This is a genomic window from Vibrio tubiashii, assembly GCF_028551255.1.
In the GTDB taxonomy this organism is placed as follows: Bacteria; Pseudomonadota; Gammaproteobacteria; order Enterobacterales; family Vibrionaceae; genus Vibrio; species Vibrio tubiashii_B.
Genome location: NZ_CP117029.1, coordinates 1375163 through 1387638 on the forward strand (window position 1 = coordinate 1375163; position 12476 = coordinate 1387638).

Here is a 12476-nt window from a genome sequence, read left to right on the forward strand (position 1 = left end):
TTGCGGCTTCGCATTGGTTGTTTGGGCTTAATCAGAGTCTAATTAGTCTAAACTGTCACTCGATTATTTCGAACTGTTGAAACCTGCGCAAAGTAGAGCTTTGTTTCCTCAACCACAACATGGCGTAAAGCAATCAGACCAATTAGGTTTGGAATTGCCATTAGACCATTCACGATATCGGCGATAATCCAGATCATATCTAGGTGTAAAAAGGCGCCAGAAGCAACTAAGCAAACGAACACAAGTTTATATGGCCACACCGCCTTAGTGCCAAATAGGTAGACCACGCAGCGCTCGCCATAGTAGTTCCAACCTAAAATGGTGGTGAAGGCAAAGAAGATCAAACCAATTGAAACCAGCATTGGTCCAAATGTGTCGGCATTAAGGCCAACTGCAAAGGCATGAGTGGTCATGGCGGCACCTGCAAAGTCACTTTGCCAAGCACCAGTAAGAATCAGCGCAAGACCCGTCATCGTACAAATAATGATGGTGTCGAAGAAGGTGCCTGTCATTGAGATTAGGCCCTGTTTTACACATGAATCGGTTTTTGCTGCCGCTGCCGCCATTGGCGCACTACCTAGGCCAGATTCGTTAGAAAATACGCCGCGAGCAATACCTGACTGGATGGCTAGCATGATGCTCGCGCCTAGGAATCCGCCAGTTGCTGCTGTGGAGGTGAAGGCAGAAACCAGGACAAGCTCTACCGCATCTAGTAGCTTATCTGCATTCATAATAATAACGCTTAAACAGGCTAATACGTAGAACAGTGCCATGGTCGGTACGACTTTACCGGCGACTTTCGCGATAGATTTAATACCGCCCAGTGTTACAAAGGCAACAAGCAGTGTCAGTACACTGGCAGAGATTTCACGAGAAACACCAAACGAGATCTCACTAGCGTCTAAGATCGCGTTGACCTGCGGGAAGGTACCGATGCCGAAGCAAGCCACACCTAATGCAAATACGGCAAACATCACTGCGAGAGCTTTAGAGCCTACACCATATTGCAGATAGTACATAGGGCCACCGATCATCTGGCCTTTGTCGTCGACTTTGCGGTATTTTACAGCAAGCAGACACTCAGCGTATTTGGTCGCCATACCGAATAGGGCTGCAAGCCACATCCAGAATAGAGCACCTGGTCCACCAAGTTTGATTGCTGTCGCGACACCTACGATGTTACCTGTACCAATCGTTGCCGATAGGGCGGTGCACAACGCAGCGAAACTAGAGACGTCGCCTTGTTTTTTAGAATCATCTTTACTGAAGACCATTTTTAGCGCTGTCGGCAGGTGTCGAAACTGTAGTAAGCCCAAACGAAAAGTAAAGTAGACACCGGTACCAACCAATAAGATCAATAGTGGTGGACCCCAGACAAAGCTGTCGATTGTTTTAAGTAAAGATTGAAGGTTATCCATGATTTCCCCTTAAGTGATAATGCTTATTTAAGGAGAAGAGTGAAAGTGCAGAGATCAATGATCCCGATTAGCTACAAGCAGAAAAGCGACATAGCTGAATTGTTCTTTCCACTCCTCTGTCCTTTGTGCCTGAGAGTTTCACCTACGAATAGGCTTGCTCCTTCGGCGACCGATCTAACGGTTCTCTCCAGAGGCTCCTCCAACTACAGTCCCCGCCACCTAAGTGGCACCTGAAAGATTTACTTCTTCGGTAGGTTATTCTTGCCAAATGTTAATATTTGGTAAATAACCACTCTCCTGCAGTCTTCATCGGAACAATTGCTCGAATGATCGAGTAATTGCTAGTCGATAGCACTGGTTGCCATCGATGTGTGAACTCTATCATTATTTTTTTGGATTTCAATAGCTGATTTACATCAAATGAAAGGTTTTTATAGTGATGATTTATTGGTGTCTTATGGTAGTCATTGTGTCATAAAGACATTTTTATTAGTGAGTCAAAATAACATGTTTGTTGTTTGTGTGTCTTTGTAACTGTAAGATTTTAAATAAAATATGTTGTTGGCAAGATATGTGCAATGTGAAGGGCATAAAACAATAAAATGATCAAAGTGAGGTCGATATGTTTGCTCAACCAACCAAAGCTACTTTTAATAAACTTTTGAACTTTTCGAATGTTGCACTGCTATTAACCTTTATCGCGTTAATTGTCAGCGTACTTATCTCCTATCCATACGCTTATAAATTTACCTTAGCCGAACAAATCGCTGCACATATAAGCACGATTGTCATTGCTGCTTTGTTAAAATTAAGTTACGTAACGCGCTGTTTGGCTCAATATAATCTTGGGATGGAAGTGCGGTAGAGATACAAAAATAGCGCCGTAAATGGCGCTATTTTGCGTAGACAGAGGGCGGAAACTAGAAGTAGTTTGCGTCTACCAACTCGCTAGTTTCTACTGATTTAACCTCTTCACGAGCTTCTAGCCATGCAACAACCTGTGCTTTTTGCTCTTCAGTCACATCGGCATAGCGAGCATTGCAGCATAAGAAGCCTTCAAACAGCTCTAGGCCGCCGCCACCAAAGCAAAGGCCTAAGCCATCAATGTAATCGATGAACTCATCGACAAACACATCATACTTATCGAAATCGGTGATTGTGGTTTCGCAGCTTAGTTCGAATCCAAGCATTGCAAATTCACCCAAGAATAGTTTCTTTTGGATGCGGCGTTTTTTGTTGTCCAACTTGTATGGTTTCATCGTTTTTTCTCACTATTTTTCGTTAGCTCTTTATACCTTAGTTCGACCAGAGCACCAAACAAAATGCTGTGTTCGGCGCTAAAATGCTCGTAATTTACTCTTAGATTTGCACTTTGATAACAAAGTAACCATTTGAATCAATTAAATTTAAATTCTTAGCCAGTAAAACTACGCGTTTCTGACTATTTGAGCGTAAAAATGGTATAAAGTAATGAATAGAAAGTCTGCCTAAGGAGAGGTTATGACAAGGTTACTTGCAATTGCATTTTTAGTGGCTTTAGCGTTTGTTTTGATTCGTTATCGGACAAGCGAAAAGCTGCAGAAATACGTGGTTGTTACTTTGGTTTCTGGCTTTTTACTGTACACAACTACACTCATGATTACAGAGCTGATGCGTTAACCCTCAGGAGCATATAAGTGAACGAACATACTGATAACCAAGAGAACGAAGACGTTGTCGTTATTGAAGAACGAGACAAGCGAACGCATCTCTACATTATCATCGCGGGTGTTTTAGGTTTGGCATTAGGTGGCTTAGTTGGCTCGACATTGACTGCAAAAAAGTGGGAATCGACTTATCAGACTCTGGAGCAGCAATACCAAACCTTGGCTGACGATAAGCAGAAAATGGTCGTTCAGGTTGAAGAGAAAGTAGCTAAGGTCGACGATGAAGTGGAACTCAAGCTACAAAAAGCGATTGAACAACAACAAGCTGAGCACCAAGAAACGATCGGTAAACTAGAACAGCAAGTCAACGAGCTAGAAAAAGTCAACATGTCGCTTGAGGAGCAGATCGCAGCGCAAAAAGATCAGCTGCAGACCGCAAACTCACAAAACAACAAGCTAAATCGACAAGCTGATATGCAAGCGACTATGTTTGAGCGTTCTCGTGAATTGTTTCAACAAGAGCTAAGAGTAAAAATGGAGCTAGAGTCTCTAGAGAAAGAGAGGGAAGAACTCCAACCTAAGATCTCAGAGCTTAAGAAAGCATGTGATATCTATTTAGAAGGGACGTCTTGGGATGCGAAATCAGACTCGTGTGATAAACAAGATGAGGCCCAATCTCGATTGAGCCAAGTAGAGCAGATGATTCGGGTTCATCAAATGGATCTAAAGCAGATGAAAGCCCTATCTGAAGAGCTCGGCCTGTAGAACCCGTTCTGTTTGAATGAAACAACGCCTCATTTTTGAGGCGTTTTTGCTATTTTCGCAATTGTAAATCTATTTGAGTCCGTCGTAGATGCCAAATATGCGCTACTGTTTATTAGAAGAAACAAGTAAGCAAGGCATCAAATGCAGCAGCTATTTAAGGTAAACGAAGCCGTACAGGTTATCGCTTATATCGCCTACATCGTTGCAGTAGGGGTCATGTCCCACTCATTTTTGCTGCAACCGCACCCTTGGGAATATGCATACTACCTATTCCCTGTTTTGCTGTTGCTAGCTTTGTACTGCACCAATCGATCTCTCAAGCATGTCTTCGCCTTCTCAGCCACCGCTTTATTCTTGATTGGTGGATTGATTCAACCTTTCCCATTTGAGCTAGTTAAAGCGTGTCTATTCTTCTTGCCGCTTTGTTATATTGTGCTTTTCCCAGGAACCCTGTGGCCAATTGCGGTATGTGCTGCGCTGATTAATGGCTACTTATACCAGTTAACCATTTCAGATTTTCAGACGTTTATTGATACCTCAATTGAGATGACCTCAGTGACGGTGTTTGCCACGTTAATGACTTACTTGTTTGTCAAAACTCAGCAGCAAGCAGAAACATTCAAAACGGAAAGTCAGACCGACTACTTAACGAAATTGCCCAATGCCAATGCCTATAAAGAGGATATCGAAAAGATAACCGAGCAGAATGCCAAGCACTTTGGGATGGTGCACATTGGTCTGGAAGGGTTTAAAAACGTTAACGACCGCTTAGGCTATCGCTATGGTGATGAGTTACTCATCGCCTTTTCTAAGCATATTACCGATATTGTGGGAGAGGTCGGCAAAGTGTATCGATTTGGCGGAGATGAATTTATTGTTGTTGTCGAGAACAAGGATCTTCAACCTAAACTTGAACAACTCGTCGATGAATTAAATCGCCATCAAAGAGCGATGTTTGATGTAGATAATACGTCTCATCGACTCTCGTATTGTATTGGAGTTGCCTATGCTGCGGATGCGGTCGGCAGCCCAGAAGTGTGGGAGAAAAATGCTGACTTCGCCCTGTATAAGGCTCGCTCAGTCGGCGGTGGGGCAGTGTGTTGGTTTGATGATGAGTTACTTGGTGAAACCATACGGCAGCATCAAATCGAAACAGAGATACGCTCTGCTCTGTCTAGTCACCAGTTTGTACTTATGTTTCAACCTAAGGTAGATGTAGAGTCGGTTAAGATAGTTGGCGCGGAAGCCTTATTGCGCTGGAACCACCCGCAACTTGGGCCAATATCTCCGGCGGAGTTTATTCCAATTGCTGAAAAAACGACCCAGATTGTGCCTATAGGTCATTGGATCATTCATGAAGCGTGTCGCCAAGCGAAACAGTATTATGATCAGCATCTACCGGTTTGTATTGCGGTCAATGTTTCAACCGTCCAGTTCGCTCATGCGGATCTGTTTGAAGTGGTGTGTAAAGCGCTCAAAGAGACACAACTTCCGTCGCATCTATTACAGCTAGAAATTACCGAATCTACCTTGATGAGCGATCCGGAGAACATTACCGATATATGTCGTCAGTTAAGAGCGATTGGCGTCTCTATCGCGATAGATGACTTTGGTGTTGAGTACTCAAGTCTCAAGTATTTAAAGCAACTGCCTATTGATATTATCAAGATTGATAAATGTTTTATTGATGAGTGTGCTATCAATCACTCTGATCGGGTACTTGTTCGCACCATCATTCAAATGGGGCACAGTTTGGGGATCAAACTTGTCGCTGAAGGGGTTGAGTTTCAAGAGCAGCTGGATGTTCTTGTTCAAGAAGGCTGCGATCAGTATCAGGGCTATCTGTTTTCACAGCCCCTTAACCATGATGAGTTTGCCTCGATGATGACTCAGGAGATGCGCGAGGAGAGAGTGGTCAAGCTGACGAAAGAGTAGTGTCTAATGCACAATAATAGAAAAGCCGCACTCAGCGGCTTTTGTCGTTAACAGATTCGATTAATGCGTGAGGTAGTGCTCAACAAGTTCCGTCACTTTCACCATGTCATCAATGGCAATGAACTCTTCAGTAGTATGAACTTTTGCCATACCGGTCGAGATATTAACCGTGGTCAACCCTTTTGCATTAAAGTTGTTGGCATCACTACCACCACCTGTACCTTTAGTGTAAGGATTCGCGCCAATGGCTTCGAAGGAGGCTTTTACCGACTCAATATGTGGATGATCATCTGCAATTACAAACGCGTTGTATGCACGGGTCGATTCAATCTCAACTTGTGCGCCATGCTTATCTGCTGCCGCTTGGAAGGTTTCAACCATATGAGCAACTTGTGCTGTCAGTTTGTCATCGTTTAGTGAGCGCGCTTCCGCAACCACTTTTAGCTCAGGCATAACGATGTTGGTAGCGTTACCACCTTGAACAATACCGATGTTAGCCGTTGTCTCTTCATCAATACGCAGTAACTTCATGTTGGTGATGGCTTCAGAGGCGACTTGAATCGCGCTGATACCTTCTTCCGGTGCTAAGCCTGCATGGGCAGGGCGACCAATAAAGTTAGCAACGATCTTTTGCTGACCCGGTGCAGCATTGACGATAGTACCAATAGGACCACCGGTATCTAATACGATTGCTTTGTCGGCTTGAATGTAAGACATGTCGAAGTTTTCAGAGCCGAATAGGCCACCTTCTTCATGAACAGTGAAGGCAAGCTCAATGGTCTTGTGCGCTAGGTTTTGCGCTTTAATGCTGCGAACTGCTTCCATAATCGCGGCAATACCCGATTTGTCATCACCACCTAAAATAGTGTTGCCTTTCGAACGAATGATGCCGTCTTCAATCACTGGCTCAATGCCAATGCCAGGAGTCACGGTGTCCATATGGCAGCTAAGTACAACGCTATCGTCAATGGTACCTTCTAGTCGAGCATAGACGTTAAAGCCGTTTGATACCTCTTCAGGCACTGGCAGTTTATGGACAGTAAAGCCTAGCTCACCTAACTGTTCTGCTAACGCCTGCGCAATTTGTTTTTCATTGCGAGATTCGCTGTCAATTTTCACTAGTTGGATAAAGTGTTCTACCAGACGTTCACGGTTAATTTGAGTCATTGTTATACCTCGTTAAGGAACAGAGGAGGTAACCATAACGGCTCGGACGGGAGATTTGTCTGCGCTATATCAATCTATCAGCAACTCCTAATGTCAATTTATGGTTAACGATTTACTTAGTGATTTTATGTGTGTATTTGAATTGGTTTGCTCAATGTAACGAGGCAACTGGACTCGGTTGGTCTTCAGAGTCAAATTCAAGACTGAACTATACTTGTTAATAAGTAGGAAGTTATGTTTATGGGTGAAATGTAAACTAATTGTTACTTTGATTTTGGTGGTAAATTATTGATTTAAATTAATTAAAGTTATCTGAATTAAACGTGTTTACAGTTTTTAATTACATTTCGTTAACTTTGGATTGGGCGTGTAAGGTTCAAATTTGCGCTTAGCTGAGCCAAGTTATTGATAGTTACACGGTAGTTAGATCAATAACGAGGGATATAGAAATGAACGAAGCGTACAACCCACTAGGTACAGATGGATTTGAGTTTGTTGAATACACAGCGGCAGACGCGAAAGGTATTCAAGCGCTTAAAGACCTGTTTAATTCGCTTGGGTTTGCAGAAGTGGCTAAACACCGTTCAAAGGAAGCGTGGCTGTATCGACAAGGTGATGTGAACTTTATCGTTAATGCTCAGCCTCATAGTCAGGCCCATGCGTTTGCTGAAATTCACGGCCCTTCGGTGTGTGGCATGGCATTTCGCGTGAAAGATTCAGCGGCTGCAATGAAGCAGGCGCTAGCCAATGGTGGTAAAGAATACATTACTGAAATTGGTCCAATGGAGCTTAGCATCCCTGCGATATACGGTATTGGCGAGAGCTTATTGTATTTTGTTGATCGTTACCAAGATGGCAGTATTTATGAAGTGGACTTCCGCTTCTATGAAGATGCGAAGGAACGTCTGGAAAAAATGGATGTTGGCCTGTACGAGATTGACCACCTAACGCATAACGTTAAGCAAGGTAATATGGACGTATGGTCGGGCTTCTATGAGCGCATTGGTAATTTCCGTGAGATTCGCTACTTCGACATTGAAGGTAAATTAACGGGCTTGGTGAGCCGAGCGATGACTGCGCCTTGTGGCAAGATCCGAATTCCTATCAACGAATCCTCTGATGACAAATCGCAAATTGAAGAGTTTATTCGTGAGTACAACGGTGAAGGTATTCAGCATATCGCCTTAACCACAGATGATATTTATCAGACCGTCCAAACCCTGCGTGATCGTGGTATGGACTTTATGCCAACCCCTGATACTTACTACGAAAAAGTCGATAGCCGCGTGGATGGGCATAAAGAAGACGTATCGAAGTTACGCGACCTACGAATCTTGATTGATGGCGCACCGATGAAAGATGGCATCCTACTTCAGATCTTTACTCAAACTGTAATTGGCCCAGTATTCTTTGAAATCATTCAACGTAAAGGCAATGAAGGGTTCGGCGAGGGTAACTTTAAAGCGTTATTTGAGTCGATTGAAGAAGACCAAATCCGTCGTGGGGTACTAGACGATGCATAAATGGATAACATTCCCTCATCGGGAGGGAGTGTGCTCCAACCAGGCGCATGCTGATTTTCCCGAAGAGGCAATTTACGAACGTGAAGCAGGACGTAGTGGGTTTTTTGGGCCTGCTGCCCACTTTCACCATAAACATGCTCCTACTGGTTGGAGCGAGTGGGAAGGCGATTTAAAACCACGCGCGTTTAACTTCAATCACGTAGAAGAGTCACATCAGCTTTCGCCTTGGTCTGTGCCTCATCTTCTCCATAATGCCAACTGTAAAGTGCGCGTATGGAAGTTAGAGAGTGCCATGACGCATTTGGTTAGAAATGCTGATGGAGATGAGCTGTTGTTCATTCACCAGGGGGCAGCAGATCTTTACTGTGACTATGGGCACTTAGAAGTGGTTGAAGGCGATTATGTAATGATTCCGCGTTCGACAAGTTGGCGATTAGAGCCTCGTGAACCTATGTTTGTCTTGATGATTGAAAACACGGATGCGGCATACACGCTACCAGAGAAAGGTATGGTAGGAAATCACGCTGTGTTTGATCCTGCGGTGTTGGATGTACCAAAAATTGATGACCAGTTTAAAGCCCAGTATTCCGAGGATGCTACGCAGGTTCACGTCAAGCGTCACGATCAAGTTAGTGTCGTCACCTATCCGTTCAATCCACTTGATGCGATCGGTTGGCATGGCGATCTGTCAGTAGTTCGAGTGAACTGGCGTGATATCCGACCATTAATGTCACACCGTTACCACTTACCACCATCGGCGCATACCACCTTTGTTGGTCAAGGATTCGTGATATGTACCTTTGTACCGAGACCTATTGAAAGTGACCCTGGTGCACTGAAAGTGCCGTTTTATCACAACAATGATGATTATGACGAAGTTCTGTTTTACCACGCCGGAGATTTCTTTAGTCGCGACAATATTGAAGCGGGAATGGTGACCTTCCACCCGGCAGGCTTTACTCATGGTCCTCACCCGAAAGCCTTTAAAGCGGGTCAAGAGTACAAGAAGAAGTTTACTGATGAAGTTGCGGTCATGATTGATACCAGACACGCGCTGAACTTCAGTAACGAGGCCGAGCAGGTGGAAAACAAAGAATACGTCTACAGTTGGAAAGAAAAATAGAAAGGGACTGAATATGAAGTTAGCAACCCTAAAGAATGATAGTCGAGATGGCTTATTGGTTGTGGTAAACAAAGCACTGACAAAATGTGTTGCAGTGCCTGAAGTTGCGCAAACGATGCAAGAAGCGCTAGACAATTGGAATCATGTTGAATCTCAGCTCAATGAGGTCTATGTCGCGCTGAATAATGGTGAGCTAACCAGCGAAATGCCATTTGATCCTGCTTTGAGTGAATCTCCTCTCCCACGGGCTTATCAATGGGCGGACGGCTCAGCCTATGTTAACCATGTTGAATTAGTGCGCAAAGCGCGTGGTGCGGAAATGCCGCCAAGTTTTTGGACCGATCCCTTGATGTATCAGGGTGGTTCCGACGCATTTATCGGACCTTATGATGATATCCCAGTCGTGAGTGAAGAGTGGGGGATTGATTTCGAAGGTGAAGTCGCTGTCGTAACAGGTGATGTTGCAATGGGAGTCACGGCAGAAGAAGCGGCGAAATCTATCAGGCTGATTATGTTGGTCAATGACGTTTCACTGCGTGGCTTAATCCCTAACGAACTCGCGAAAGGGTTTGGTTTCTTTCAGTCAAAACCATCTTCCGTCTTCTCTCCAGTAGCGGTAACACCAGATGAACTAGGGGACGATTGGGATGGGGGTAAAGTGAACCTGCCACTTCTCAGTTTTTACAACAACGAACCCTTTGGATGTCCAAATGCAGGCGTTGATATGACGTTCGAGTTTCCCGAGCTGATTGCACATGCAGCCAAAAGCCGCCCTCTATCCGCGGGAGCGATCATCGGTTCTGGAACCGTGTCAAACAAACAAGGTACGGACTTTGGCACCGCGATTGCTGAAGGTGGGGTCGGGTACTCCTGTATTGCTGAAGTACGAATGATAGAAACGATTCGTGATGGCTCACCATCGACGAGTTTTATGAAGTTTGGTGACCGAATCAAGATGGAAATGAAAGACGCGGACGGTCACTCTATCTTTGGCGCGATTGACCAGCAAGTGGTGAAATATGAGTGATCGCATTCTCTATGGTTATTGGCGTTCTTCAGCGGCATACCGTGTGAGAATCGCGCTTAATCTAAAAGAGTTAAGTTATCAGCAGCGTTCTATTCATTTGGTAAAAAACGGCGGAGAACAGCGCTCCGCCGACTATCAAAAACTCAATCCAAATCAGTTAGTGCCAGTATTAGTCGATGGTGACGTTACTCTTAATCAATCGTTAGCGATCATCGACTATCTTGATGAAATCTACCCAGAGGTTGTGCTTACTCCGCTAGATAAAGAGCGCCGCTACATCGTGAAGTCTTTAGCGCAGGATATAGCCATCGATATTCACCCTCTCAATAACCTAAGAGTGCTGCAATATTTGTCAGGTGAGTTGTCTGTTGAAGAGGAAGCCAAAACTCGCTGGTATCGGCATTGGATTGAACAGGGTTTTACCGCGCTGGAAAAACGACTGAATTTGTGTAGCGGAAAATATAGCGTGGGCGATGAAGTGACTTTAGTTGATGCTTGTCTTGTTCCGCAGGTATACAACGCCAAGCGTTTCGACGTTGATTTAACAGCCTATTCGAATATTGTTAGAGTGACAACGTCACTAAATGAGTTAGATGCGTTTAAGAGGGCTGCGCCTGAAGTTCAGCCAGATGCGGTTGTTCTTTAGGAGCAAATATCGCTACTCGATTCCTGCCGCCCTCTTTCGCGAGATAGAGGGCTTTATCTGCCTGCTCCATCATTTCAATAATCGAAGAGGTTTGTTCTGAAGTGCTAATAGCAACTCCAGCACTGATAGTGATGACATCTGCACAAGATGAGTGTTGGTGAGCAATCGCCGCATTTTCAATATCGAACCGAATCAGCTCTGCAATGGATTTCGCTTTATCTAACCTCGTATTGGGTAATACCGCCACGAACTCTTCACCGCCGACTCTGGCAAAGAAACTGTATTCCGCTTCTAAATCGATTGTCTTAAGTCGTTTAGCGACTTTGCGTAAGGCTTTATCTCCAGAAACGTGGCCATAGTTATCGTTGAAGGGTTTGAAGTGGTCAATATCAAATAAGATGACACAAAGATCTTGGCGCTTCTCTTTGCTACGCTGCCAGACGGTTTCTATCTTTTGATTGAAGTAGGTACGGTTTTTTAGCTCAGTTAACGCATCCTGCTCAGCGAGTGCTTTTATGGAGTGGTTTGCTTCAGAAAGTTGTCGGATTAGTTGCTCTTTCTCTATCTCTTCGGCAATTCTCTTTATCGCCTTATTGTGCAAGATGCGGGTATACAAACTGACGTAAATGACGCCACATAACACTAAGATAAACGCTTCAAACAGACGCTCTAGTCCAATCGAAAAATAGACAACCAGCGGCAGAATCAGTGACCAAAAGTAAACTTGCAGTGCTGAAATCGAATTAATGTGAAAGATCGTGCCAGCGAAGGCGAGGGCAGTACACCAGATAGTGGTAGAAAGTAAGTTATGTTCTGGAGCAAGTTGAATGTACCAAATAGACCCTAATGACCAAACGAAACCAATTAAAGAACGAGTGGTAAGCAGAGTAAGCCAGTGCGACTTGTGCATGCTGTGAGTGTCGATACGAGGTCTTAGAGAACGATCAACGATATAGCGCGCGCTAATGACGCATACAAACAAGCCAGCCCAGATAACAGTTTGATTTGATAGCCCGTAATTGAGAACGGTGACACATAGAACCAATGCAGCTAAAGCCCCTTGTAGAATCGCGATCATAGGGAAGGCATCCATCATTTCTAGATGCTTTCTACGCTCTATTTCTATTGCGATATTAGGGTTCATTAAGCGGCCACAATTCTTAATCCTTAATTTGAACCTACCTTAATCAATGTTGGTTGTAAACGAAGTGTTAATAAAACTGATG

General features: G+C 44.2%; 12 protein-coding genes and 1 riboswitch. Of the genes, 8 read left to right on the top strand and 4 right to left on the bottom strand.

The window, feature by feature from the left end; translation table 11 throughout:
• Positions 1-47 precede the first annotated feature (47 nt).
• Positions 48-1418, bottom strand: coding sequence for an alanine/glycine:cation symporter family protein (locus tag LYZ37_RS06275; protein ID WP_004743468.1), 1371 nt, complete (start codon positions 1416-1418; stop codon positions 48-50).
• Positions 1419-1524: 106 nt separating this feature from the next.
• Positions 1525-1619, bottom strand: a riboswitch (glycine riboswitch).
• Positions 1620-2040: 421 nt separating this feature from the next.
• Between LYZ37_RS06275 and LYZ37_RS06280 the strand changes: the two genes are divergently transcribed.
• Entirely contained in the window at positions 2041-2283 is a 243-nt protein-coding gene (locus LYZ37_RS06280; RefSeq protein WP_272786937.1) for a hypothetical protein, read from the top strand.
• Positions 2284-2338: 55 nt separating this feature from the next.
• On the opposite strand, the gene LYZ37_RS06285 is transcribed toward LYZ37_RS06280, so the two are convergent.
• Entirely contained in the window at positions 2339-2677 is a 339-nt protein-coding gene (locus LYZ37_RS06285; RefSeq protein WP_272786938.1) for a 50S ribosome-binding protein YggL, read from the bottom strand.
• Between the two features lie 241 nt (positions 2678-2918).
• Between LYZ37_RS06285 and LYZ37_RS06290 the strand changes: the two genes are divergently transcribed.
• From LYZ37_RS06290 to LYZ37_RS06300, 3 genes are all read left to right on the top strand, one after another.
• The gene (locus LYZ37_RS06290) at positions 2919-3077 is read left to right on the top strand and encodes a hypothetical protein (RefSeq protein WP_004743471.1); all 159 of its coding nucleotides are present in this window, start codon (positions 2919-2921) and stop codon (positions 3075-3077) included.
• 17 nt (positions 3078-3094) lie between these two features.
• A complete protein-coding gene (locus tag LYZ37_RS06295) occupies positions 3095-3829 on the top strand; it encodes a chromosome partitioning protein ParA (RefSeq protein WP_272786939.1) in 735 nt (244 codons plus the stop codon).
• 141 nt (positions 3830-3970) lie between these two features.
• The gene (locus LYZ37_RS06300; RefSeq protein WP_272786940.1) at positions 3971-5764 is read left to right on the top strand and encodes a putative bifunctional diguanylate cyclase/phosphodiesterase; all 1794 of its coding nucleotides are present in this window, start codon (positions 3971-3973) and stop codon (positions 5762-5764) included.
• A gap of 60 nt (positions 5765-5824) precedes the next feature.
• Here the strand turns inward: LYZ37_RS06300 and LYZ37_RS06305 are convergent, their stop codons facing one another.
• A complete protein-coding gene (locus tag LYZ37_RS06305; RefSeq protein ID WP_272786941.1) occupies positions 5825-6931 on the bottom strand; it encodes a M20/M25/M40 family metallo-hydrolase in 1107 nt (368 codons plus the stop codon).
• A 449-nt stretch (positions 6932-7380) separates the two neighbouring features.
• Here LYZ37_RS06305 and hppD point away from each other — a divergent pair, with 449 nt between their 5' ends.
• Genes hppD through maiA form a run of 4 tightly spaced genes read left to right on the top strand, consistent with a single transcriptional unit; the run spans position 7381 to position 11250 of the window.
• Entirely contained in the window at positions 7381-8454 is a 1074-nt protein-coding gene (gene hppD / locus LYZ37_RS06310) for a 4-hydroxyphenylpyruvate dioxygenase (RefSeq protein ID WP_171324145.1), read from the top strand.
• A complete protein-coding gene (locus LYZ37_RS06315) occupies positions 8447-9577 on the top strand; it encodes a homogentisate 1,2-dioxygenase (RefSeq protein WP_272786942.1) in 1131 nt (376 codons plus the stop codon). The genes hppD and LYZ37_RS06315 overlap by 8 nt, the downstream gene beginning before the upstream one ends.
• Positions 9578-9590: 13 nt before the next feature.
• On the top strand, positions 9591-10604 hold the full coding sequence (locus LYZ37_RS06320) for a fumarylacetoacetate hydrolase family protein (RefSeq protein ID WP_239825977.1): 1014 nt from the start codon (positions 9591-9593) through the stop codon (positions 10602-10604).
• Complete coding sequence (gene maiA / locus LYZ37_RS06325) at positions 10597-11250, top strand: maleylacetoacetate isomerase (RefSeq protein WP_272786943.1); 654 nt, start codon at positions 10597-10599, stop codon at positions 11248-11250. The genes LYZ37_RS06320 and maiA overlap by 8 nt, the downstream gene beginning before the upstream one ends.
• On the opposite strand, the gene LYZ37_RS06330 is transcribed toward maiA, so the two are convergent.
• Positions 11204-12394 carry a GGDEF domain-containing protein gene (locus tag LYZ37_RS06330; protein ID WP_272786944.1) on the bottom strand — a complete coding sequence of 397 codons (1191 nt, stop codon included), beginning with the start codon at positions 12392-12394 and terminating at the stop codon, positions 11204-11206. The two genes, maiA and LYZ37_RS06330, sit on opposite strands and share 47 nt — an antisense overlap.
• Positions 12395-12476 lie beyond the last annotated feature (82 nt).